23 protein-coding genes are annotated in these 22,190 nt (G+C 54.7%); 10 read left to right on the forward strand and 13 right to left on the reverse strand.

The features are described 5' to 3' along the window. The first annotated feature begins 47 nt into the window (after positions 1 to 47). Positions 48 to 917, forward strand: a complete 870-nt coding sequence (gene ptrR / locus ACH1XZ_RS05735) for a putrescine utilization regulator PtrR (protein ID WP_395594740.1) — start codon at positions 48 to 50, stop codon at positions 915 to 917. On the opposite strand, the gene ACH1XZ_RS05740 is transcribed toward ptrR, so the two are convergent. Then, positions 880 to 1,350 (reverse strand): GNAT family N-acetyltransferase, encoded by a 471-nt coding sequence (locus ACH1XZ_RS05740; RefSeq protein WP_395594741.1) that lies wholly within the window; start codon positions 1,348 to 1,350, stop codon positions 880 to 882. The genes ptrR and ACH1XZ_RS05740 overlap by 38 nt on opposite strands. 153 nt (positions 1,351 to 1,503) lie before the next feature. Between ACH1XZ_RS05740 and ACH1XZ_RS05745 the strand changes: the two genes are divergently transcribed. Next, positions 1,504 to 2,451, forward strand: coding sequence for an L-lactate dehydrogenase (locus ACH1XZ_RS05745; protein WP_395594742.1), 948 nt, complete (start codon positions 1,504 to 1,506; stop codon positions 2,449 to 2,451). 66 nt (positions 2,452 to 2,517) lie between these two features. Here the strand turns inward: ACH1XZ_RS05745 and ACH1XZ_RS05750 are convergent, their stop codons facing one another. From ACH1XZ_RS05750 to ACH1XZ_RS05780, 7 genes are all read right to left on the reverse strand, one after another. Beyond that, entirely contained in the window at positions 2,518 to 3,765 is a 1,248-nt protein-coding gene (locus ACH1XZ_RS05750) for a putative acyl-CoA thioester hydrolase (RefSeq protein WP_395594743.1), read from the reverse strand. 77 nt (positions 3,766 to 3,842) lie between these two features. Further along, positions 3,843 to 4,232 (reverse strand): 4-carboxymuconolactone decarboxylase, encoded by a 390-nt coding sequence (gene pcaC, locus ACH1XZ_RS05755; RefSeq protein ID WP_395594744.1) that lies wholly within the window; start codon positions 4,230 to 4,232, stop codon positions 3,843 to 3,845. Further along, positions 4,222 to 4,986: a 3-oxoadipate enol-lactonase gene (pcaD, locus tag ACH1XZ_RS05760; RefSeq protein WP_395594745.1), complete on the reverse strand. Its 765-nt coding sequence runs from the start codon at positions 4,984 to 4,986 to the stop codon at positions 4,222 to 4,224. The genes pcaC and pcaD overlap by 11 nt, the downstream gene beginning before the upstream one ends. Next, positions 4,983 to 6,329 (reverse strand): 3-carboxy-cis,cis-muconate cycloisomerase, encoded by a 1,347-nt coding sequence (locus ACH1XZ_RS05765; RefSeq protein WP_395594746.1) that lies wholly within the window; start codon positions 6,327 to 6,329, stop codon positions 4,983 to 4,985. The genes pcaD and ACH1XZ_RS05765 overlap by 4 nt, the downstream gene beginning before the upstream one ends. A 9-nt stretch (positions 6,330 to 6,338) precedes the next feature. Further along, complete coding sequence (gene pcaF / locus ACH1XZ_RS05770) at positions 6,339 to 7,541, reverse strand: 3-oxoadipyl-CoA thiolase (RefSeq protein ID WP_395594747.1); 1,203 nt, start codon at positions 7,539 to 7,541, stop codon at positions 6,339 to 6,341. Between the two features lie 9 nt (positions 7,542 to 7,550). Beyond that, positions 7,551 to 8,207: a 3-oxoacid CoA-transferase subunit B gene (locus ACH1XZ_RS05775; RefSeq protein WP_395594748.1), complete on the reverse strand. Its 657-nt coding sequence runs from the start codon at positions 8,205 to 8,207 to the stop codon at positions 7,551 to 7,553. A gap of 10 nt (positions 8,208 to 8,217) precedes the next feature. After that, positions 8,218 to 8,907 carry a 3-oxoacid CoA-transferase subunit A gene (locus ACH1XZ_RS05780; protein ID WP_395594749.1) on the reverse strand — a complete coding sequence of 230 codons (690 nt, stop codon included), beginning with the start codon at positions 8,905 to 8,907 and terminating at the stop codon, positions 8,218 to 8,220. 167 nt (positions 8,908 to 9,074) lie between these two features. On the opposite strand from ACH1XZ_RS05780, the gene ACH1XZ_RS05785 reads away from it, so the two are divergent. Continuing rightward, positions 9,075 to 9,881, forward strand: coding sequence for an IclR family transcriptional regulator domain-containing protein (locus ACH1XZ_RS05785; RefSeq protein WP_395594750.1), 807 nt, complete (start codon positions 9,075 to 9,077; stop codon positions 9,879 to 9,881). Positions 9,882 to 9,931: 50 nt separating this feature from the next. Here ACH1XZ_RS05785 and smrA read toward each other — a convergent pair whose 3' ends face one another. Next, positions 9,932 to 10,495: a DNA endonuclease SmrA gene (gene smrA, locus ACH1XZ_RS05790; protein ID WP_395594751.1), complete on the reverse strand. Its 564-nt coding sequence runs from the start codon at positions 10,493 to 10,495 to the stop codon at positions 9,932 to 9,934. Positions 10,496 to 11,086: 591 nt separating this feature from the next. On the opposite strand from smrA, the gene ogt reads away from it, so the two are divergent. From ogt to uspE, 3 genes are all read left to right on the forward strand, one after another. Beyond that, the gene (gene ogt / locus ACH1XZ_RS05795; RefSeq protein ID WP_395594752.1) at positions 11,087 to 11,602 is read left to right on the forward strand and encodes a methylated-DNA--[protein]-cysteine S-methyltransferase; all 516 of its coding nucleotides are present in this window, start codon (positions 11,087 to 11,089) and stop codon (positions 11,600 to 11,602) included. Between the two features lie 195 nt (positions 11,603 to 11,797). Next, positions 11,798 to 12,550 carry a fumarate/nitrate reduction transcriptional regulator Fnr gene (gene fnr / locus ACH1XZ_RS05800; RefSeq protein WP_395594753.1) on the forward strand — a complete coding sequence of 251 codons (753 nt, stop codon included), beginning with the start codon at positions 11,798 to 11,800 and terminating at the stop codon, positions 12,548 to 12,550. 230 nt (positions 12,551 to 12,780) lie between these two features. Further along, complete coding sequence (gene uspE, locus ACH1XZ_RS05805; protein ID WP_395594754.1) at positions 12,781 to 13,731, forward strand: universal stress protein UspE; 951 nt, start codon at positions 12,781 to 12,783, stop codon at positions 13,729 to 13,731. 106 nt (positions 13,732 to 13,837) lie between these two features. Here the strand turns inward: uspE and ACH1XZ_RS05810 are convergent, their stop codons facing one another. The 3 genes from ACH1XZ_RS05810 to pntA form a co-directional block, all read right to left on the reverse strand. Continuing rightward, a complete protein-coding gene (locus ACH1XZ_RS05810; protein ID WP_035895467.1) occupies positions 13,838 to 14,026 on the reverse strand; it encodes a YdiH family protein in 189 nt (62 codons plus the stop codon). A gap of 137 nt (positions 14,027 to 14,163) precedes the next feature. Continuing rightward, positions 14,164 to 15,552 (reverse strand): Re/Si-specific NAD(P)(+) transhydrogenase subunit beta, encoded by a 1,389-nt coding sequence (pntB, locus tag ACH1XZ_RS05815; RefSeq protein WP_395594755.1) that lies wholly within the window; start codon positions 15,550 to 15,552, stop codon positions 14,164 to 14,166. A 10-nt stretch (positions 15,553 to 15,562) separates the two neighbouring features. Continuing rightward, positions 15,563 to 17,092 carry a Re/Si-specific NAD(P)(+) transhydrogenase subunit alpha gene (gene pntA / locus ACH1XZ_RS05820; protein WP_395594756.1) on the reverse strand — a complete coding sequence of 510 codons (1,530 nt, stop codon included), beginning with the start codon at positions 17,090 to 17,092 and terminating at the stop codon, positions 15,563 to 15,565. Between the two features lie 523 nt (positions 17,093 to 17,615). Between pntA and ydgH the strand changes: the two genes are divergently transcribed. From ydgH to folM, 3 genes are all read left to right on the forward strand, one after another. Continuing rightward, entirely contained in the window at positions 17,616 to 18,566 is a 951-nt protein-coding gene (gene ydgH, locus ACH1XZ_RS05825) for a DUF1471 family protein YdgH (RefSeq protein ID WP_395594757.1), read from the forward strand. Between the two features lie 261 nt (positions 18,567 to 18,827). After that, the gene (locus ACH1XZ_RS05830; protein ID WP_395594758.1) at positions 18,828 to 20,210 is read left to right on the forward strand and encodes an amino acid permease; all 1,383 of its coding nucleotides are present in this window, start codon (positions 18,828 to 18,830) and stop codon (positions 20,208 to 20,210) included. 39 nt (positions 20,211 to 20,249) lie between these two features. Then, positions 20,250 to 20,972 carry a dihydromonapterin reductase gene (folM, locus tag ACH1XZ_RS05835; protein ID WP_395594759.1) on the forward strand — a complete coding sequence of 241 codons (723 nt, stop codon included), beginning with the start codon at positions 20,250 to 20,252 and terminating at the stop codon, positions 20,970 to 20,972. A gap of 3 nt (positions 20,973 to 20,975) precedes the next feature. Here folM and ACH1XZ_RS05840 read toward each other — a convergent pair whose 3' ends face one another. Beyond that, positions 20,976 to 21,311 (reverse strand): GlpM family protein, encoded by a 336-nt coding sequence (locus ACH1XZ_RS05840; protein ID WP_035895486.1) that lies wholly within the window; start codon positions 21,309 to 21,311, stop codon positions 20,976 to 20,978. A gap of 154 nt (positions 21,312 to 21,465) precedes the next feature. On the opposite strand from ACH1XZ_RS05840, the gene rstA reads away from it, so the two are divergent. Continuing rightward, entirely contained in the window at positions 21,466 to 22,185 is a 720-nt protein-coding gene (gene rstA, locus ACH1XZ_RS05845; protein ID WP_395594760.1) for a two-component system response regulator RstA, read from the forward strand. Positions 22,186 to 22,190: the final 5 nt, after the last annotated feature.

The raw sequence follows: 22,190 nt of genomic DNA on the forward strand, positions 1-22,190 counted from the left end.
TGAAAAATGAATAATATTAACCGAACCATTCACAATATGAGAATGTCATGGATTTAACCCAGCTTGAGATGTTTAACGCCGTTGCCGAGACAGGCAGCATTACCCAGGCGGCGCAGCGCGTGCATCGCGTGCCCTCTAACCTGACGACCCGCATTCGCCAGTTGGAAGCGGATCTCGGCGTTGAGCTGTTTATCCGTGAGAATCAGCGGCTGCGTCTGTCGCCCGCCGGGCATAGTTTTCTGCGCTATAGCCGGCAGATCCTCTCGCTGGTCGATGAAGCGCGCATGGTGGTTGCCGGTGATGAGCCGCAGGGATTGTTTGCTCTCGGTGCGCTGGAGAGTACCGCTGCGGTACGCATTCCTGAAACGCTGGCGCGCTATAACCAGCGCTATCCGCGTATTCAGTTTGATTTAGCCACCGGTCCGTCAGGTACGATGACCGACGGCGTACTGGAAGGCACCCTCAGCGCCGCGTTCGTCGATGGGCCAGTGATGCATCCGGGATTAGATGGTATGCCGGTCTACCCGGAGGAAATGATGATTGTCGCCGCCCATGGTCACCCGCCGATTACTCGCGCCAGTCAGGTGAATGGCGCGAGTATCTATGCGTTTCGCGCCAACTGCTCTTACCGTCGACATTTCGAAAGCTGGTTCCATGCCGACCAGGCCACACCCGGGCGTATTCATGAAATGGAGTCCTATCACGGTATGCTGGCCTGCGTGATTGCCGGGGCCGGGCTAGCGTTAATTCCGCGCAGCATGCTGGAAAGTATGCCGGGACATCATCAGGTAGCGGCATGGCCGTTGGCGGAGAAATGGCGCTGGCTAACGACCTGGCTGGTGTGGCGACGCGGGGCGATGAGCCGACAACTGGAAGCCTTTATTGCATTACTGGATGAACCAGCGGTTTCATCATAAAGACGCTGAGCGGGTCCGGCTGATACGGCGCAAAAGCGTCACACACTTCATAGCCACAGCGCTGATACAGGCAAATAGCCGCATGCTGGTGAATTCCCGTCTCCAGTTGCAGCATGCGGCAACCGCGCTGCCATGCGGCGCTTTCAAGTTCTGCCAGCAGCTTTTCACCCAGCCGCTGACCACGGTGCGTCGGGTTAATAAAGACCCGTTTCATCTCGCCCTGACCTGCATCTCCCAGCACAATCGCCCCGCATCCCACCGCCTCTTCACCCTTGCGGATAAGCATCACGATAAGCTGTTCGGACGGCAACTGTGAGAGATCCAGCAGATGATTGCTCTCCTCTGGATAGAGCGCCTCCTGATAGCGGTCAAGCTCAGCAATCAGGGCATTGACATGCGGGTCAGCGGCGTGAGTCATGGCGGTCGAGTACATAGCAGGTTCCTGTTTTATTGTTGTTTTTCCACTCTACCATTCGCCTTCGCTTAGTCTCATATCATTAACTTATAATTCGCGCAGGCTATTGCGCTAATCACTTGTTAACGAGTAGTTTTATCCACTGTTGTTTGCCCATGCAATGGAATCACCATGAATACGAAAGCGCGTAAAGTCATGATAATTGGTGCCGGCAATGTCGGCGCATCGGCAGCCTATGCGCTGCTCAATCAGAATATCTGCGAAGAATTAATCCTGGTCGATCTGAATAAGACCCGTGCCGAAGCCCATGCCCAGGACCTCAGCGATGCCGCGGCCTATATGCCGGGGATGATGACCATTTCCTGTCGTGATGCCAGCGACTGCGCGGATGTCGATATTGCGGTTATTACCGTTTCCGGCGGCGCGCTCAAGCCCGGCCAGACGCGGCTTGATGAGTTGAAAAGCACCGCGAATATCGTTCACAGTATTGTCCCGCAGATGATGGCTGGCGGCTTCAACGGTATTTTCCTGATTGCCACCAACCCTTGCGACATCATTACCTGGCAGGTATGGCAGCTCTCCGGACTGCCGCGCAGCCAGGTCATCGGTACCGGCGTATGGCTGGATACCACGCGTCTGCGTCGCAAACTGGCTCAGGATCTGGAGATTGGCGCCCAGAGCATTGATGCGTTTATTCTCGGCGAACATGGCGATAGCCAGTTCCCGGTCTGGTCACATTCGTCGGTTTACGGCTCCCCTATTGAAAAGGTTTATCTGCACCGCACGGGAAAAGCGCTCGACCGTCAGGCTATGGCGGAAAACGTACGCAAACTGGGTTTTGAAATTTACGCCGGGAAAGGCTGCACGGAGTACGGTATTGCGGGAACGATTGCTGAAATTTGCCGCAACATCTTTACCGGTAGCCATCGCGCGCTGGCCATTTCCTGCATTCTGGATGGCGAGTACGGCGTTGATGGCGTGGCTATCGGTGTCCCGGCGGTGCTCGCCCAAAGCGGCGTACAGCAGATAATCGAGCTTCAGCTTGCCGATGACGAGCGGGAGAAATTTGCCCGCTCGGTGGAAATTATTAAGTCGAATATTACGCTGCTACCAGCGTGAATAGTGTCGCACAGTCCGAAGGTCTCCTCGGACTGTGCGTCTGGACGAGCGCTTCAGGCGTTGTATTTATTTCTCCCAGCGCGTATTCCGTTCCCACAGACGGTTGACGTTGATGTCATTAAGCTGCCGTGAAGTGCCGATATTCGCCTTATACGGCCTTGCGGTAGTCGCCGCGGCCCCCCACGGCGACAGCGCGTCGTAGCCGCTATCGATGGTGCTATCTACAATCAAAACCTGACCGTTCGCCGTTTTACCCGGCAGATAGCCCGTCTTGCCGGCCCCCTGGTCCCACGCGCGGCCGAGCTTCGCTTTGAAGGTGCCTTTGTATCCGTCATCGGTAGTAAAGCGGCTGTTGGTCACCAGAAAACCGTACGGGTTATCCGGCAGCGTATTGGGCGCGAGCACGTATGCTTCCGGTGAGCGACGGCTGGAGACGGTGTGAAAATGCACGCGGTCAAAAACCACATTGGCGCGGCCAAACACGTAATCCACATCGCCCTCGACGTAGCTATCCTGCATCAATACCCGGTATATCCTATCAGTCAGCGCCTCATTGTGGCGATCGCTGACATTGAGATACAGCGTATCCTGACGCCCCAGCAGCCGGACGCGCTGAAGCTGTATACGGTCGCCGTCGGTGCGCAACGCCACGCCCTGATGGGTACCGCCGTCCACCGTATCCAGCAGGCTGTTGGCGATAGTCAGATTATAGAGCTGGAAATCATGGCTTTGCGCCCAGAACACGGCGGCACAGTTGGTGCCAATCAGCGCGCTGGTTTTTCCGGCGCACAGTGCGTACTGATAGTAAGCCGGTGACCCCGGCGGGTAGCGTTCTGCGTTGACGGTTTTGCGGTAGGTGGCTGGGCTAAACTGTGAGTCCAGCGCGAATTCGATTCTCACGTCCTGCGGCTGTTTGCCGGTGCCAAAAAGGGTTATTGGCGGCGCATTGTCAGGAATATAGACCGTTCCGGTGTAAACACCGGGGTCAATACGGATATACAGGCGTTCGCTTCCGCGATGCTGAGCAATGGCAGCATCAATCGCTTGCTGAATATCCTGATAGGGAGCCCCGGAGGGGGCGACGCGCCAGGGGGTATTGTTGTCGGGAACGATGGGTTTGGGTTGCCAGGCTCCCTGCAAATCATGAACCGGCCCCCCATGGGCGAAGTAATTCTCTGCGGTATAGGCGGCGGATTCCTGCGCCGTCAACAGCGGTCTGCTTACCGTACCGGTTGACGAAGCAGCGACGCAGCCCTGCAGCACCAGAGGCATACAGAGCAACGTCGACATTCCAGGGTAACGTAATCTTGTCATCGGTTCTCCATTAACAACGTTAAATAGAAAAGAGGACCGATAGTAATGGAACTACGTTTTATTTTTCAGGCTGAGGATCACGAATTCTCAGCATCAATTTCATCAAACACTTGCTGAGCGAGGTGCATCGTTGCATTTGCCGCAGGTAAACCGCAGTACAGCGCCGAATGCATAATCAGCTCTTTCAGTTCGTCGCGGGTTACACCGTTATTAAACGACGCGCGCAGATGCATTTTGAGTTCCGCTTCGCGGTTCAGCGCAATCAGCATGGCGATGGTTATCATGCTGCGGGTGTGGTGACTCAGGCCCGGACGGGTCCAGGTCTCCCCCCAGGCGTAGCGCGTGATAAAGTCCTGAAACTCTTCGTTCAGCGGGGAAAGTTTCGCCACCGTCCGGTCAACATGGGCATCGCCAAGTACCTTTCGGCGAACCGCCATACCCTGCTGATAGCGTTGGTTATCCGCCATGATTCCTCCGTAGAAAAGCCACCAGCGCGGCATTAAATTCGTCGCTGGCTTCAATATTTGATAAATGTGAGGCCGGGAGACAGACCTGGAACGCGTCGTCAATCTGCTGATGCAGAAAATCGGCGTCGTCCACGGTGGTAACCGGATCATATTCCCCGGCGATAATCAGCATCGGCACATGAATAGCCGCCACCTCGGCACGCAGGTCTGCTGCGGCAAGCGCATCGCAGCATTCGGCGTAGCCTTCTGCTTGCGACTCAGCCAACTGATGACACAGTTGCTCAACCACCGCGGGCTGATGCTCACGAAAAGCATGGGTAAACCAGCGATCCGCAGAGCCAGCGGCAACCACGCCCATGCCTTCGCTGCGCACGGTACGTGCTCGCGATAGCCAGCCCGCCTGCTCGCCAATTTTGGCCGCAGTGTTAGCCACAACAACCGCCTCGAAACGTTCCGGCGCGAAGCGTGCCAGCCACAGTCCGGTCAGGCCACCCATTGAAATACCGCAGAAACTGGCGCGCTCGATATTCAGATGATCGAGCAGCGTAATCACGTCCTCGCCAAGCTGTGACAACGTCACTTTTCCGCGTTTCGTCGTTTGACCATGACCGTGCGTGTCGTAGCGCAGCACGCGGAAGTGTTCGGTCAGCGCGGGCATTTGCGCGTCCCACATCGTGAGCGTGGTGCCCAGTGAGTTTGATAATACCAGTACCGGTGCCTTTTCCGGTCCGTCGAGGCGATAATGGATATTCATGTCCCTAACTCCTGAAAGCGCGCCAATACCTGGCGCACAAAGTGGTCCGCGCTACCGACAGCGTTTGCCGGTTCCAGCAGCTGCGTAAGTTGCTCTGAAGAAAGATGCTGGCTCACCAGCGAGTCATTTTCCAGTAGCGGTCGTAACGGACAATCAAGCGCGATTGCCCGATGGCAAATTTTTTCAATCAGATGGTGGGCATCGGCTTTACCGATATGGGCCGCCAGTGCCTGAGTGACGGATTCGGCCATGATCAGGCCATGAGTGATATCGAGGTTATCGCGCATCTTTTGCGTATTAACCTGCATCCCTGAAAGCAAATATTCACTGTTTTCGAGCACGCCGCCCGCCAGCATCACCAGCTGCGGGAGCGTTTCCCATTCGGCCTGCCAGCCACCGAGCGCCCGTTCGTGCTGTTGGATCTGACTCGCATACAGCGTCGCCATCAACCCAGGCGTACGGGCGACCGCCGCCAGGATAGCGGCACAGCTAACCGGGTTACGCTTATGCGGCATCGCGGACGAACCGCCGCGCCCTTGCGCAATAGGTTCACTCACTTCAGCGACTTCCGTTTGCATCATTAACGCGAAATCATTGGCAAATTTGCCAAGGGTCGCGCAAAGGCCGGCGTACCAGCTTGCGAGCTCAATAATACGGTCGCGCTGGCTATGCCAGGGGGTGTCGGGGAGCGCGAGGTTCAGTTCATCGGCCAGCGCTTGCGCGACCTGCGGCCCTTTGTCTTTTAGCGAAGCAAGCGTACCCGCCGCACCGCCAAATTGCACAACCAGGACGCGAGGACGCAGTTGCTGGAGTCGTTCGTGCCAGCGCAGTAATGCATCCAGCGTGCCCGCCAGTTTCAAGCCGTAGGTGATAGGCAGCGCATGCTGCATCCAGGTTCGGCCCGCCATCAGCGTATGTTGATAACGCGCCACCTGCTCGGCCAGCACCTGCATAAGGCGCTGAAGCCGGGAGTCCGTCTGTTGTAACGCCAGCTGAAGCTGAAGCATCAGGCCGGTATCAATAGCATCCTGGCTGGTTGCCCCCCAGTGTACGTAGCGGGCCGCCTCCGGCGCGCTCGTTTTCACTACCTGAGTCAGCTGCTTGACCAGAGGAATCGCCAGATTGCCGGCATTTGCCGCTGCCGTGGCGAGAGACGGGAAGTCGAGCCGTTGCGCCTGACAGGCCGCTACGATAGGCTCAACCGCCTCGTGGGGAATGATCCCGCAGCGAGCCTGCGCTTTTGCCAGCGAGCTTTCAAAATCCAGCATCCCCTGAACGAGCTGCTCATCGCTGAAAACAGCCGTTAGTGCATCCGTGCGCAATAGCGGGGTTAACAAACTCATTCCTGCTCCTTATACGCGTTCAATAATCAGCGCGATCCCCTGGCCTACACCAATACACATGGTGCACAGCGCATAGCGCCCACCGGTGCGGCGCAACTGGTAGGCCGCGGTCATCGCCAGGCGTCCACCTGACGCGCCGAGCGGATGGCCCAACGCAATCGCCCCACCGTTTGGATTAACATGCGCCGCATCATCCGGCAACCCTAAATCACGCAGGACTGCCAGCGCCTGTGCAGCAAAGGCTTCGTTCAGCTCGATAACATCCATTTGCGACAGCGTTAAGCCCGTTTGCGCCAGCACTTTGCGGACGGCAGGAGCCGGGCCAAAGCCCATAATCCGCGGCGCAACCCCCGCGGTGGCAATGCCAACAACCCGGGCCAGCGGCTGCAAATCATTTTGCGCCATTGCTTGTTCACTGGCTAATAATAACGCACAGGCACCATCATTTACCCCAGAAGCATTGCCTGCCGTGACGGTTGCGTCTGGACGCACAACACCCTTCAATTTTGCCAGCGACTCCAAAGAGGTGCTGCGCGGATGTTCATCCTGAGTAAAGAGAAGCGGCTCGCCTTTGCGCTGCGGGATCTGGACCGAAATCAGCTCATCATTAAACGCCCCGCTCGCCTGCGCCAACGCGGTTCTCTGCTGGCTCCGCAGCGCAAAAGCGTCCTGATCGGCACGCGCAATAGCAAAATCGGTTGCGACGTTTTCCGCCGTCTCCGGCATCGAGTCCACGCCATAGCGTGCTTTCATCTGCGCGTTAATAAAGCGCCAGCCGATCGTGGTGTCTTCCATCTTCATCGTACGGCTAAACGCGCTTTCCGCTTTGCCCATCACAAACGGCGCACGGGACATGCTTTCCACCCCGCCTGCAATCATCAACTGTGTTTCACCGCTTTTAATCGCGCGAGCCGCCACGCCAATCGCATCAAGACTCGAACCACAAAGGCGGTTGATGGTGGTTCCCGGCACCGTCTCTGGCAGCCCGGCCAGCAGCAGCGCCATACGTGCGACGTTGCGGTTATCTTCACCCGCCTGGTTGGCGCAGCCAAAAATCACATCATCAATCAGCGCCGGATCAAGCCCGGGATGACGCTCCATCAGCGCTTTCAGCGGCAGCGCAGCCAAATCGTCAGCGCGAACGCCTGAAAGAGTACCACCAAAACGACCGAACGGAGTGCGGACCGCGTCGCAGATAAATGCCTGATTCATCATTGTTCCTTAAGCGATTTCCGCTACGGCGTTGTAAGAGAGCGTGACCGGTGTGATGCGCTGCAGTTCTTCAAAGGAGAGGCCGTTGAATATCTCGCGTACCACCGGGCCGCTTGGGGTAATGTCGATAACGGCCAGGTCGGTATAGATGCGGCTAACGCAGCCCACGCCGGTCAGCGGGTAGGTACAGTGTTCAACCAGCTTGCACTCCCCGTCACGCGTGAGGTGGTCCATCATGACGAAGACCTGACGCGCGCCGACGGCTAAGTCCATCGCCCCGCCAACAGCCGGAATCGCATCTGGAGCGCCGGTGCTCCAGTTGGCGAGGTCGCCCTGCGCCGAAACCTGGTAGGCTCCCAATACGCAGATATCCAGGTGCCCGCCGCGCATCATGGCGAAGGAGTCGCCGTGGTGGAAATAGCAGCCGCCCTGCAATAAGGTGACGTATTCTTTACCCGCGTTAATCAATTCCGGGTCTTCTTCCCCGGGAGCCGGTTTTGGCCCCATGCCCAGCAGCCCGTTTTCGCTGTGCAGGAACACTTCTTTATCCGTCGGCAGATAGTTGGCAATTCGCGTCGGCAGACCAATGCCTAAATTAACGTAAGCCCCTTCCGGAATATCCTGCGCCACGCGCTTTGCCATATCGTCACGAGAGAGTTTTTGCATCATCGGCTCCTTAAGCGCGCAGTGCCTGGAGGTTGAGGTTTTCCAGCGAGAAAATGCGCTGAACGAAAATGCCTGGCGTCACGACGTTCTCTGGGTCGAGGTCGCCCAGCGCCACCAGATTGGTGACTTCGGCAATCGTCGTTTTTGCCGCGGTGGCCATGATAGGACCGAAGTTACGCGCCGCCTTGCGGTACACCAAGTTGCCCCAGCGGTCGCCCTGATGGGCTTTAATCAGCGCAAAATCGGCTTTAATTGGATATTCGAGTACATAGTGACGACCGTCGATTTCCCGCGACTCTTTACCCTCCGCCAGCGGCGTGCCGTAACCCGTTGGGGTAAAGATGGCCCCAAGCCCGGCCCCTGCGGCCTGGATACGCGCCGCCAGGTTGCCCTGCGGTACCAGCTCGAGCTCCACTTTTCCCCGGCGATAGAGGTCATCAAAAATCTGCGAATCGACCTGGCGTGGGAATGAACAAATCATTTTGCGTACCCGGCCCGCTTTCAGCAGCGCGGCAAGACCAATTTCACCGTTCCCCGCGTTGTTATTAATGATGGTCAGGTCGCGCGCTCCCTGCTCAATCAGCGCATCAATCAGTTGGGTCGGCTGTCCGGCAGGCCCGAAGCCGCCAATCATTATCGTCGCCCCATCGTTGATACCCGCGACGGCATCGGTCAGCGTCGGCACACTTTTATCGATCATCAGGTTGCTCCTTGATGTGCGACTATCGCACTTATATTCGTTGTTCGCACAAAATGTGACCCGCTTAACGATGCCGGTCAAGGGCGATAATCGAAATATGGTGCGATAATCGAACATCGTGTATGTTTAGCTGAAGAATGTGATCGATGGCATAAACGGAGAGAGAAATGGAGAAACATCCAGATGATATTTTGACGGGCGATAGCGATCCGTTTAAAGGTGACCCGAATTTTATGGCGTCGCTGGCGCGAGGGCTGGATGTGATCCAGGCCTTCACGCCACAGCGTCGTGTGCTGTCGATTTCACAAATCAGCCAAAAAACGGGTATTCCGCGCGCGGCGGTGCGTCGCTGTCTATATACGCTGGGCAAGCTCGGGTTTGTTTACGCGGAAGATGGAAAAAATTTTCAACTGCGCCCGCGGATTTTATCCCTTGGGCACGCCTGGCTTGCCTCAACGCCGCTGGCGCGTTCAGCGCAGCCGGTGCTGAAACACCTGAGCGATATGCTGAATGAATCCTGCTCAATTGCCACACTCGACGGCGACGATATTCTCTACATCGCTCGAGCATCCAGTTCACGCATTATGACTATCGATCTCGATATTGGCAGCCGTCTGCCCGCGTGGTCAACCTCGATGGGACGCGTGCTGTTAAGCCACCAGCCGGAAGAGAAGCTGAATGATATGCTGGCGCGCATTACCATGATTCGCTATACCCCGCAGACCATCTCCTCCGTTGCCAAATTGCGAACCGAGCTGAAAACGATTCGTCAGCAGGGGTACGCGTTAAACGATCAGGAGCTGGAAATGGGGCTGCGTTCGCTGGCGGTGCCGCTGTTTAACCCACAGGGACACGTGGAAGCGGCATTAAATGTGGGCGTTCATGCGGGACAGGTTTCGGCCGCCGAGCTGTTAGAGCGGGTGTTACCGGAGCTACATAAAGCAGCGACTGAACTGAGTTTGTTGCTGCGTTAGCGCGGTGGCGCCGGATGACGTTTCGCTTATCCGGCCTACAAAGAGATTATTCAGCGGCTACGTTTGGCGTGTCGCTCCCAGTTTTCTTGCTTCGCGGCGTCCGATTTCCGCAGCGCAACGTAGCACGCCCCGCTGCCGCCATGGTGCGGTAGCGCGCAGCAGAATGCCTGTACTTCGTCGAATTCGCTCAACCAGCGGGCCAGATAGCTGCGAATGATATTGCCGTGGGAACCGTCCTCTTTGCCTTTACCGTGAATAATCAGCACGTTGCGTAGATTCTCTTTCTGCGCCTGGCGGATAAAGGCAAACAGGCTCTGACGACAAGCTTCAACCGGCTGATGCAGCAGATTCAGGCTGGCCTGCTGGTTATATTTCCCAAGACGAAGTTTATCCAGCACGCCGTTCTGTAACCCTTCACGCTTAAATTCAAGCGGCGTGGCAAGCGGGACTATCTCGAGAAAGCCGGTGGTGAGAAAGTTATCCAGTTGCAGCGTGTCTAACTCCTGCCGGGTACGAGCGTTACGAACGGGCTGCCAGTGTACATCGTGGCATTGCTTAAGCGGCTGGACATCCTCCATGGCGTCAAGAAACAGCGATTTGTCATCAAGATTCATGAGAGCTCCCCTTCGTTACGTCTGGCGCATACTATAGCCGTGTCGCCGGATTGGCTCAATGCGTTGTCATCCGGTTGCGTAATTCCTCATCACTCTAATATTTTCATTCGCAACTCATTATTTATTTGTATAAATTAATTCATGCTTAAATATCGTATATTGAGAATTAATATTAAAAGCGCATTTCAAATACGTGAAATAAATCACCAAGAATTATCTGGAAAATTAACGTGAACCCGTTATAAATAGTAATACCCGCTGTTCGGAGCAAAAGTGGGAACAAGTATGGACACAATTGTGTGGTTGCTGCGGGGTCTGGCGATGTCGACAGGCCCCGATTTTTATTACAGGGGATGCTCCCGCCCTTCATTACCCCGCTATTCAATAGCTTACTTATAGTCCGTTATACATTATTTTATATTCCCCTCCATCCACAAAATTTAATTTTTATATCCCCTTAATTCACACAATCAAGATTGGTTATATAAATCCATGTATTTTACATGGTTATACGTTTGGGGTATAGAGCATCGTCGTATACACATGGTATGGTGGAGTATAGGAATAATTCATTTAAATGAGAGCGTACGTATGCTGGTTTTGCTCGAAGACAAAATTGCTACCCCGGTGGGGCCGCTTTGGATCCTGTGCGATGAGAATTTTCACCTGCGGGCGATTGAATGGGAAGAGCACAGCGACCGTATGGAGCAGTTGCTGGACATTCATTACCGTCATGAAGGTTATACGCGTGTCGCTTCCCGTAATCCCGGTGGGTTGAGCCAAAAGCTCGCGGATTACTTTGAAGGCGACCTGGCCGTGATTGAAACGCTGCCAACGGCGACGGGGGGTACCGACTTCCAGCGTGAAGTCTGGCAGACCCTACGCACCATCCCATGCGGACAGGTTATGCATTACGGGCAGCTTGCCGAACAGTTGGGCCGCCCAGGGGCAGCGCGAGCCGTGGGGGCGGCAAACGGGTCTAATCCTGTCAGCATTGTCGTTCCTTGCCATCGCGTGATTGGACGTAACGGCACCATGACGGGCTATGCGGGTGGCGTACAGCGAAAAGAGTGGCTTTTACGCCATGAAGGCTACCTGCTCCTTTGATTTTCTGTGCCTTATAGCCTGGTTATGACATCTGCTTTCACAATCACTCCTGAAAATTCATGAGATATATCAATCGGATATATCTCAATGGGAACTATCCCTTTTTAATATTGGGTGAATCCCTACGCCGAGACTTACCTGCTCCATAAAAAGATGTTAAAATTGACTAATATCAATTACGGCTTGAGCAGACCTATGATCCCGGAAAAGAGAATTATACGACGCATTCAGTCTGGCGGTTGCGCTATCCATTGTCAGGATTGCAGCATCAGCCAGCTTTGCATCCCGTTCACTCTTAATGAGCATGAGCTTGATCAGCTGGATAATATTATCGAGCGCAAAAAGCCCATTCAGAAAGGGCAAACCCTCTTCAAGGCCGGTGATGAACTGAAGTCTCTGTACGCCATTCGCTCTGGTACTATCAAGAGCTACACCATCACCGAACAGGGCGATGAGCAGATTACGGGCTTCCATCTGGCCGGTGATTTAGTGGGCTTTGATGCCATCGGGACAGGCCATCACCCAAGCTTTGCTCAGGCACTGGAAACCTCAATGGTTTGTGAGATCCCGTTCGAAACGCTGGACGATTTATCCGGTAAGATGCCAAACCTGCGCCAGCAGATGATGCGTCTGATGAGCGGTGAGATCAAAGGCGATCAGGACATGATCCTGTTGCTGTCGAAGAAAAATGCGGAAGAACGTCTGGCTGCCTTTATCTACAACCTGTCTCGCCGTTTCGCGCAGCGCGGTTTCTCTCCTCGTGAATTCCGCCTGACGATGACTCGTGGCGATATCGGTAACTACCTCGGTCTGACGGTAGAAACCATCAGCCGTCTGCTGGGTCGTTTCCAGAAAAGCGGCATGCTGGCGGTCAAAGGCAAATACATCACCATCGAAAACAGCGAGGCGCTGGCGGTGCTGGCGGGTCATTCCCGTAACGTTGCCTGATAGCTTCAGCCCTTTCCTGTCTGAAAACCCCGAATTCTCGGGGTTTTTTATTGGCTCTGTTAGCCGAAACTCACCCTATTATCCTACTGCTACTCGTGCTCAGCGGTATCTGTCATACGCATCAAATTTATCCTGTTTATTGATCTGGCAAAGGTTATCCCCTGTTTCATTCTTCATATATGAGTTATCTTTTACTGACAAACTGTGGTTACAGCTGTAAGGAGACCTGTATGGCCAAGTATCAAAATATGCTCGTTGCTATCGATCCGAACCAGGACGATCAGCCGGCGCTGCGACGCGCTGTCTATCTGCATCAACGGATTGGCGGACGCATCAAAGCCTTTTTGCCCATCTATGACTTCTCTTATGAAATGACCACCCTTTTGTCTCCTGACGAGCGCACCGCCATGCGCCAGGGCGTAATTAGCCAGCGAACCGCATGGATCCGCGAGCAGGCTAAATTCTACCTGGAAGCGGGTGTACCGCTGGAAATTAAAGTGGTGTGGCACAATCGCCCATTCGAAGCGATTATTCAGGAGGTGATCAGCGGTGGCCACGACCTGATGCTGAAAATGGCCCACCAGCATGACAAGCTGGAGTCGGTCATCTTCACCCCAACCGACTGGCACCTGCTGCGCAAATGCCCTTGTCCGGTGTGGATGGTGAAAGACCAGCCATGGCCAGAAGGCGGTAAAGCGCTGGTGGCCGTCAACCTCGCCAGCGAAGAGGAATACCACAACGCGCTGAACGAGAAACTGGTAAAAGAAACGATTGAACTGGCTGAACAGGTTAACCATACCGAGGTTCACCTGATTGGTGCCTATCCTGTCACGCCTATCAATATCGCGATTGAACTGCCTGATTTTGATCCAAGCGTGTATAACGATGCGATTCGCGGTCAGCACCTGTTGGCGATGAAATCATTGCGTCAGAAATTTGGTATCGACGAAAAATTCACCCACGTTGAGAAAGGGTTGCCTGAAGAGGTGATCCCGGATCTGGCCGCACATCTGGATGCGGGTATCGTTGTGCTGGGAACGGTTGGCCGTACCGGTATTTCCGCGGCGTTCCTTGGTAATACGGCGGAACAGGTCATTGACCACCTGCGCTGCGATCTGCTGGCGATTAAGCCAAATGATTACCAGACGCCGGTTGAAATGGATGACGAAGAGGACGATTGACGGTCCTGGTGAGGGTATTAAAAAAACCGGCTGAGCCGGTTTTTTTATGTCTGATGTAAGTTCCCCGGCATCGCATTTCTCGGCCGGGCTACCTATCACACACCTATCAGTGGAGCCCTAGTCGCCAGGCAAAATCGATTTCTTCTTTGAGCTCAATGGCGGAAAGCGACATCAGGTCGGCAAATTCCAGCTCAAGCTGCTTAACGCGTTTCAGGTACTGCGCGGGGGTTAAAGGCGTGGTTTCACGGCGGAGATATTCGATGGCCAGTTGTGCAGGCGATAACAAGGTATCCATAACTTCCTCTTAGGTGTGGACGACTTGAAGTAGTATAACACCGTTGAGTGTGCAATTTTTGACCAAAAGCAATCAAGAGACAAATAAAAAAGCCGCCGGTCTGTTTTGACCCGACGGCTTCATTTTTAAACGACCAATCAGAGCGCTTTCAGAATCGCATCTACGCTTGCTTTAGCATCACCAAAGAGCATAGAGGTGTTCTCTTTAAAGAACAGCGGGTTCTGCACGCCAGCATAGCCCGTGTTCATTGAGCGCTTGAAGACGATAACGTTCTGCGCCTTCCACACTTCCAGAACCGGCATCCCGGCAATTGGGCTCTTCGGATCGTCCTGCGCGGCTGGGTTAACGGTGTCGTTCGCACCGATAACCAGCACCGTGTCGGTATCGGAGAAGTCGTCGTTAATCTCGTCCATCTCCAGCACGATATCGTAAGGCACCTTCGCTTCCGCCAGCAGCACGTTCATATGGCCCGGCAAACGCCCGGCAACCGGGTGGATACCGAAACGTACCTTAATGCCGCGTGCGCGCAGCTTCTCGGTGATTTCAGCCACCGGATACTGCGCCTGCGCCACCGCCATACCGTAGCCTGGAGTGATGATAACCGTGTGGGAGTTTTTCAGCATTTCAGCGGTTTCTTCCGCAGTGATTTCACGGTGCTCGCCGACTTCTTCGTCGCTACCGGTAGAGGAACCATCAGTACCAAAGCCACCGGCAATAACACTAAAGAACGAACGGTTCATCGCTTTACACATGATGTACGACAGGATGGCACCTGAAGAACCTACCAGCGCACCGGTCACGATCAGCAGGTCGTTGCTGAGCATAAAGCCCGCAGCTGCCGCCGCCCAACCGGAGTAGGAGTTCAGCATAGAGACCACCACTGGCATATCTGCACCACCGATCGAGGCGACCAGGTGCCAGCCAAAGGCCAGCGCGATAACGGTCATCACCAGCAGACACAGCACCTGAGTCCCGACGCTATCGGTACGAACGAACGCCACCAGCAGCAGGAATGAGACCACCAGCGCCGCAAGGTTCAGCTTATGACGGTTTGGCAGCATCAGCGGCTTAGACGACATTTTGCCGCACAGCTTGCCGAACGCCACGATAGAACCAGTAAAGGTCACCGCACCGATGAAGATACCGAGGAACACTTCGGTCAGGTGAATATTGACCAGAATCTGCTCCATGCCGGTTTCGTGCTGCAGGTAGCTGTTAAAGCCCACCAGCACCGCCGCCAGGCCGACGAAGCTGTGCAGAACCGCTACCAGCTCCGGCATTTCGGTCATTTCCACTTTCTTCGCCAGGCGAATACCGATCGCGCCACCGATGATCATCGCCAGCAGGATCCACGCCACGTTGCTGGTATCCGGCCCGAAGATGGTTGCCACCAGCGCAATGGCCATACCGGCCATACCGTAGTAGTTGCCCTGCTGTGACGTTTCGTGTTTGGACAGCCCTGCAAGGCTAAAAATAAACAGGATAGCGGCAACAATGTATGCAGCTGTAACTAATCCTCCAGACATGTGCTACCCCTTATCCTTTGCGGAACATTTTCAGCATGCGCTGAGTGACGGTGAAACCACCAAAAATATTAATGCTGGCGATCAATACCGCGATAAAACTCAGGAAGCTGACCCAGCCACCATGGCCAATCTGCAGGAGCGCCCCGACCACAATAATGCCAGAGATGGCATTGGTGACCGACATCAGCGGCGTGTGTAAGGCATGAGACACGTTCCACACCACGTAATAACCCACTACGCAGGACAGCGCGAACACCGTAAAGTGACCGAGAAACTCTTTTGGCGCGACGTTCGCCAGCCAACCAAACAGAATAATCACCAGCGCCATCAGCGCGTACTTGCGCCATGGTGAAGCCGGTTTAGCCGCTTCTTTTGGCTCTTCAACCACTTTTTTCGCCGCCTGAGGCTGCGCAGAAACCTGAATCGGCGGTGCCGGCCAGGTGACTTCGCCTTCGCGGATCACGGTCACGCCGCGAACCACGACGTCGTCAAAGTCGATGGTGACGTTACCGTCTTTCTCTTTGCACAGCAGCTTCAGCAGGTTAACCAGGTTGGTACCGTACAGCTGGGAGGATTGCGTTGGCAGACGACCAGCAAGGTCGGTATAACCAATAACCTTCACGCCGTTTGGCGTGGTGACGATTTGGTTCGCCACGGTGTATTCGCAGTTACCGCCGTTTTGCGCCGCCAGGTCAACAATCACGCTGCCCGGGGTCATGGAGTCCACCATTTCACGGGTGATCAGTTTCGGTGCCGGTTTACCCGGGATCAACGCCGTGGTGACAATGATGTCGACCTCTTTTGCCTGCGCGGCAAACAGCGCCATTTCCGCCGCGATAAACGCTTCGGACATCACTTTAGCGTAGCCATCACCGCTGCCCGCTTCTTCTTTGAAGTCCAGCTCAAGGAACTCGGCGCCCATACTCTGCACCTGTTCTTTAACTTCTGGACGCGTATCGAAGGCGCGGACAATCGCACCGAGGCTGTTCGCAGCGCCAATCGCCGCAAGGCCTGCGACGCCCGCACCAATCACCATCACTTTTGCCGGAGGGACTTTACCCGCCGCGGTGATCTGGCCGGTGAAGAAGCGACCAAATTCATGAGCCGCTTCAACAATCGCACGGTAGCCGGCGATATTGGCCATCGAGCTTAAGGCATCGAGGGACTGCGCGCGGGAAATGCGCGGCACGGAGTCCATCGCCATGACGTTAATGCCACGGGCGGCCAGCTTCTCCATCAGCGGAGCGTTTTGCGCAGGCCAGATAAAGCTAATCAGCGTCGTGCCCGGATTCAGCAGCGTAATTTCTTCATCCAGCGGCGCATTTACTTTGAGGATAACCTCTGACTGCCAGACTGCGTCGCCTGTGACGATTTCTGCCCCAGCCTGAACAAATGCCTCATCATCAAAACTTGCCAGTTTTCCTGCACCACTTTCAATTGCCACGCTGAAACCGAGCTTAAGCAGCTGATCCACCGTCTTCGGTGTTGCTGCGACTCGCGTTTCCTGGGCCCACCTCTCTTTTGGTACACCAATACGCATAACTATTCCCTTACATCGGTTTTTATTTGATGGTTTGCTATTTTGTCAGTGTGTTGCGGATGACCCGTAAGCGAACAAACAGGCGAGCAACCTGAATAAATAAAACAGTAACAAACTGTCTATAACCTACTGAAAATCACGATTGTGATCTAGCTCCGGAAAACACTATTTTTGCATTAAATGCCAAACACCGAGTGATGACGGTTACAAACAGCGATATTTACCCCGATTTGTTTAGCGAGCCTCATAATTCGCTTCATCGACGAGTGAAAACATGATTTTTTGCGGACAGGATATGCGAATTAACATTCCATTAACTTAAAAAAGTCATATAGTTGACCGGTTTTTCTGGTCAAGCGCCCGTTTTTTCAACATATCAGGAAAAGTTATCCAAAACCGTCATCGAGTTCGCATCTGAAGTGAAAAATGACGCAGACAGTAGCGTCATTTCAATGCCATAATCAGGCGTTTCCCGTTTACAACATTTCCGATTTTGGTTTGCGCAAGGCGAAGGATTATTTTTATGAAGCTTAAGAACACCCTCCTCGTGTCCGCCATGCTGTCTGCCGCGGCCTTGTCCGCTCATGCAGCTACCGAGCTGACCCCGGAGCAAGCGTCCGCACTGAAGCCATACGACCGCGTTGTCGTGACCGGCCGTTTTAACTCCATTGGCGATGCCGTCAATGCAGTTTCCCGTAAAGCGGACAAAGAAGGCGCGGCCTCCTTTTATGTTGTCGATACCTCAGATTTCGCCAGCAGCGGGAACTGGCGCGTAACGGCCGATTTCTATAAAGCCGATGCAGGCAAAGCGGATGCGCCTAAGAACCGCGTCATCAACGGTATTGTAGAACTGCCAAAAGATCAGGCCGTTGCCCTGGTGCCTTACGACACCGTTACCGTGCAGGGCTTCTACCGCAGCCAGCCAGAAGTGAACGATGCCATCACCAAAGCCGCAAAAGCCAAAGGCGCCGCTTCCTTCTTTATCGTTCGTCAGGTTGATGCCAACGACGGCGGCAACCAGCGCGTCACCGCCTACATTTATAAAGCCGATGCGGAAAAACGTGTGCTGCAGAGCCCGGATGCAATTCCTGCTGACTCCGACGCAGGTCGTAAAGCCCTGGCCGCAGGCGGTGAAGCCGCTAAACAGGTTGAAATCCCAGGCGTTGCTACCACCGCTGCCGTAGGTTCAGGCACCGGCGTAGGCCGGTTCTTCGAAACCCAGTCCTCTAAGGGTGGACGTTACAGCGTCACGCTGCCAGACGGCACAAAAGTTGAAGAGCTGAACAAAATCGCTGCTGCACAGATGGTGCCGTTCGACAGCGTCAAGTTCACCGGCAACTACGGCAACATGACCGAAGTGTCCTATCAGGTAGCCAAACGTGCTGCCAAGAAAGGCGCGAAGTACTACCACATTACGCGTCAGTGGCAAGAGCGTGGCGGCAACGTCACCATCAGCGCCGACCTGTACAAGTAATCATAAAAAGCCGGTGAATCTATCACCGGCTTTTTCCATCATCACACGCTCGTTCTGGCATTCGCCCATTTTTACACCAGCACCAACGCCCGAACATTCCATTTTTATTCCCCAAAATCCATTATCGCGACTTTTTAAGACATACATTGTTGCATGTATGCACTGCTCTCCGTAAAATCGCCGCCTCAGCGCAATCCTCCATTTTTATGCGATTTCGCCAAATAAATATTCTGGTTCGTCTTCTTCCACAACAGGATTCACATGGAAAAGAAATTAGGGCTTAGTGCTCTGACGGCACTGGTTCTGAGCTCTATGCTCGGGGCGGGCGTTTTTAGTCTGCCGCAAAACATGGCGGAAGTTGCCAGCCCTGCCGCGCTGCTGATTGGCTGGGCGATTACTGGCGTGGGCATTCTGTTCCTGGCTATCGCGATGCTGGTGCTGACCCGTATTCGCCCGGATCTCGACGGCGGCATCTTTACCTACGCGCGCGAAGGTTTCGGCGAACTGATCGGTTTTTGCTCCGCATGGGGTTATTGGCTGTGCGCGGTAATTGCTAACGTGTCGTATCTGGTCATTGTCTTCTCCGCGCTGAGCTTCTTTACCGATACGCCCGAACTGCGCTTTTTCGGCGATGGCAATACCTGGCAGTCCATCGTTGGCGCGTCGGTTCTGCTGTGGGTGGTCCATTTTCTGGTGCTCCGCGGCGTGCAGACCGCCGCTGGCATTAACCTGGTGGCAACGCTCGCGAAGCTGGTGCCGCTGGGGCTGTTTATCGTTCTTGCCGCCATTGCCTTCAACAGCGACACCTTCACCCTGGATTTCCACGGCATTGATTTAGGCGTGCCGGTCTGGGAGCAGGTGAAAAATACCATGCTGATTACTCTGTGGGTATTTATCGGCGTGGAAGGCGCGGTGGTGGTTTCCGCTCGTGCCCGTAATAAAAAGGATGTCGGCCGCGCGACGCTGCTGGCCGTGATTTCCGCGCTGGGCGTCTATTTGCTGGTTACGCTGCTGTCGATGGGCGTGGTCCCGCGCCCAGAACTCGCGGAAATGCGTAACCCGTCGATGGCAGGCCTGATGGTGCGCATGATGGGCTCATGGGGCGAAGTGGTGATTGCTGCCGGGCTGATTGTCTCGGTCTGCGGCGCGTACCTGAGCTGGACGATTATGGCGGCGGAAGTCCCGCTGCTGGCCGCTACGCATAAGGCATTCCCGCGTATTTTTGCGCGCCAGAATGCGAATAACGCACCATCGGCGTCGCTCTGGTTGACTAATATTAGCGTTCAGGCAAGTCTGGTGCTGATCTGGCTAACCAGCTCAGACTACAATACGCTGCTGACCATCGCCTCTGAAATGATCCTCGTTCCCTATTTCCTGGTCGGCGCATTCCTGCTAAAAATTGCGAATCGTCCGTTACATAAGGTAATTGGTGTCGGCGCTTGTGTTTATGGCTTATGGTTATTGTATGCTTCTGGCCCCATGCACCTGCTGCTGTCGGTCGTACTCTATGCACCGGGGCTATTGGTCTTTATTTATGCGCGCCGCACCCATGTCGACAACGTCATGTTGAAGCGTCGCGAACTGGCATTAATTGGTTTGCTTCTGGTTGCCGCCGTACCGGCAACATGGATGCTGGTGGGGTGACGCGCGTGGCCCCATCGTCTGCAATATAAGGAGAGTACGATGGGAAACATGCTATCACGCCCAATTTTGATAACCGGTGGAGGCCGCCGCATTGGCCTCGCCCTTGCCCACCATTTTCTCACCCAGCAGCAACCGGTTATTTTAAGCTACCGGACTCACTATCCCGCCATCGATGTCATGCAGCGAGCAGGCGCGGTTTGTATTCAGGCAGACTTTTCTACCGATGAAGGCATTTATACGTTTGCGGATGCGGTAAGAAGCCACTGTTCCGGCCTGCGCGCGGTCATTCATAACGCCAGCGGCTGGCTGGCAGAGACTCCGGGCGCATCGCTGAGCCATGTGCTGAACGCCATGATGCAAATTCACGTCCATGCCCCCTACCTGCTTAACCATGCGCTGGAAGATATGCTGCGCGGCCACGGTCATGCTGAGGGCGATATTATTCACTTCACCGACTACGTTGTAGAGCGCGGCAGCGATAAGCACATCGCCTATGCCGCCAGTAAAGCTGCGCTGGATAATATGACCCGCTCATTTGCTCGCAAACTGGCGCCGGAGGTCAAAGTAAACGCGATTGCCCCGGCGCTGGTGCTGTTTAATGAAGGGGATGATGCGGAATATCGTCAGAAAGCGCTCAACAAGTCGCTGATGAAGATTGCCGCCGGGGAGAAAGAGATTATCGATCTCGTTGAGTATATCCTCGGCAGCTGTTACGTCACCGGGCGCACCTTCGCCGTCGATGGTGGTCGCCCGTTGGTTTAGCGTTTAGTGGAAACGTCCCCACAGAAAGATAAGCAGCCAGGCGCTGACGCCCCAGCAGGCCACCGCGCCTGCCAGGGCTAGCGGCAGGCGCATCATGCCGGTGAAATACCACAGCGACAGCAGATAGAGAAAATAGGGAATAATCGACCACATGCCGAAAACAATGGTGGCACGCAGCGCCTCGGTGCCACGCTCGCTGGCGACAATGTAGTGCGCAATTAGTGCAAAGGTCGGGAATAGCGGGATCAAACCGGCGATCGCGTAGTTTTTAGTTTTCGCTAATACCCCAATCAACACCACCACTAGCGCTCCCAGCAGCGCTTTAATTAACAACCCCATTTTTTTGTTCACCAATAAACAACATGTTGTCCGAGCATAACGGAAGTCTGCTTATTAATGAATGGTTAATGATACGCGGAAATTAAGAAAGGAATGATGGCGAGCAACGGACGCTCAGTGTATCGTAGCCTTTTTTCCGCCAGTGCGTAGAGTAATGAATAAGATCGTTTATGTTGAGGATGATCCGGATGTTGGGGCGCTGATCGCCGCGTATCTCGGAAAGCATGATATGGAAGTGGTGGTCGAGCCGCGTGGTGATAACGCCGAGGCGACGATTACCCGGGAAAATCCTGACCTGGTGCTGCTGGATATCATGTTGCCAGGCAAAGATGGCATGACGCTATGCCGCGACCTGCGCGGTCAATGGGCCGGCCCTATTGTGCTGCTCACCTCGCTCGATAGCGACATGAACCATATTCTGTCGCTGGAAATGGGCGCTAACGATTACATACTCAAAACGACGCCCCCGGCGGTACTGCTAGCACGTCTGCGTCTGCATCTGCGCCAGCGCCCGGCCTCCGCAAACAGCACGGCACCGGCACAACCCACGCTGACGCCGCATAAAGCCATTTGCTTCGGCACGCTCTCCATTGACCCGGTCAATCGCCAGGTATTGTTAAGCGGTGATAACATTGCACTGTCGACGGCGGATTTCGATCTTCTTTGGGAGCTCGCTACCCACGCGGGGCAAATTATGGACCGTGATGCGCTATTAAAAAATCTGCGCGGCGTGACTTACGACGGTATGGATCGCAGCGTTGATGTGGCGATTTCACGCCTGCGTAAGAAGCTGCTCGACAGCGCGACCGAACCTTACCGCATTAAAACCGTGCGAAATAAAGGCTATCTTTTCGCGCCGCACGCCTGGGAATAATAAGA

The organism is Kluyvera chengduensis, assembly GCF_044197065.1.
GTDB lineage: Bacteria > Pseudomonadota > Gammaproteobacteria > Enterobacterales > Enterobacteriaceae > Kluyvera > Kluyvera ascorbata_C.

Bases quoted from the DNA above. Each gene is read 5' to 3' on its own strand.
- ptrR (WP_395594740.1), top strand. From the start codon at position 48: ATGGATTTAACCCAGCTTGAGATGTTTAACGCCGTTGCCGAGACAGGC.
- ACH1XZ_RS05740 (WP_395594741.1), bottom strand. From the start codon at position 1,350: ATGTACTCGACCGCCATGACTCACGCCGCTGACCCGCATGTCAATGCC.
- ACH1XZ_RS05745 (WP_395594742.1), top strand. From the start codon at position 1,504: ATGAATACGAAAGCGCGTAAAGTCATGATAATTGGTGCCGGCAATGTC.
- ACH1XZ_RS05750 (WP_395594743.1), bottom strand. From the start codon at position 3,765: ATGACAAGATTACGTTACCCTGGAATGTCGACGTTGCTCTGTATGCCT.
- pcaC (WP_395594744.1), bottom strand. From the start codon at position 4,232: ATGGCGGATAACCAACGCTATCAGCAGGGTATGGCGGTTCGCCGAAAG.
- pcaD (WP_395594745.1), bottom strand. From the start codon at position 4,986: ATGAATATCCATTATCGCCTCGACGGACCGGAAAAGGCACCGGTACTG.
- ACH1XZ_RS05765 (WP_395594746.1), bottom strand. From the start codon at position 6,329: ATGAGTTTGTTAACCCCGCTATTGCGCACGGATGCACTAACGGCTGTT.
- pcaF (WP_395594747.1), bottom strand. From the start codon at position 7,541: ATGAATCAGGCATTTATCTGCGACGCGGTCCGCACTCCGTTCGGTCGT.
- ACH1XZ_RS05775 (WP_395594748.1), bottom strand. From the start codon at position 8,207: ATGCAAAAACTCTCTCGTGACGATATGGCAAAGCGCGTGGCGCAGGAT.
- ACH1XZ_RS05780 (WP_395594749.1), bottom strand. From the start codon at position 8,907: ATGATCGATAAAAGTGTGCCGACGCTGACCGATGCCGTCGCGGGTATC.
- ACH1XZ_RS05785 (WP_395594750.1), top strand. From the start codon at position 9,075: ATGGAGAAACATCCAGATGATATTTTGACGGGCGATAGCGATCCGTTT.
- smrA (WP_395594751.1), bottom strand. From the start codon at position 10,495: ATGAATCTTGATGACAAATCGCTGTTTCTTGACGCCATGGAGGATGTC.
- ogt (WP_395594752.1), top strand. From the start codon at position 11,087: ATGCTGGTTTTGCTCGAAGACAAAATTGCTACCCCGGTGGGGCCGCTT.
- fnr (WP_395594753.1), top strand. From the start codon at position 11,798: ATGATCCCGGAAAAGAGAATTATACGACGCATTCAGTCTGGCGGTTGC.
- uspE (WP_395594754.1), top strand. From the start codon at position 12,781: ATGGCCAAGTATCAAAATATGCTCGTTGCTATCGATCCGAACCAGGAC.
- ACH1XZ_RS05810 (WP_035895467.1), bottom strand. From the start codon at position 14,026: ATGGATACCTTGTTATCGCCTGCACAACTGGCCATCGAATATCTCCGC.
- pntB (WP_395594755.1), bottom strand. From the start codon at position 15,552: ATGTCTGGAGGATTAGTTACAGCTGCATACATTGTTGCCGCTATCCTG.
- pntA (WP_395594756.1), bottom strand. From the start codon at position 17,092: ATGCGTATTGGTGTACCAAAAGAGAGGTGGGCCCAGGAAACGCGAGTC.
- ydgH (WP_395594757.1), top strand. From the start codon at position 17,616: ATGAAGCTTAAGAACACCCTCCTCGTGTCCGCCATGCTGTCTGCCGCG.
- ACH1XZ_RS05830 (WP_395594758.1), top strand. From the start codon at position 18,828: ATGGAAAAGAAATTAGGGCTTAGTGCTCTGACGGCACTGGTTCTGAGC.
- folM (WP_395594759.1), top strand. From the start codon at position 20,250: ATGGGAAACATGCTATCACGCCCAATTTTGATAACCGGTGGAGGCCGC.
- ACH1XZ_RS05840 (WP_035895486.1), bottom strand. From the start codon at position 21,311: ATGGGGTTGTTAATTAAAGCGCTGCTGGGAGCGCTAGTGGTGGTGTTG.
- rstA (WP_395594760.1), top strand. From the start codon at position 21,466: ATGAATAAGATCGTTTATGTTGAGGATGATCCGGATGTTGGGGCGCTG.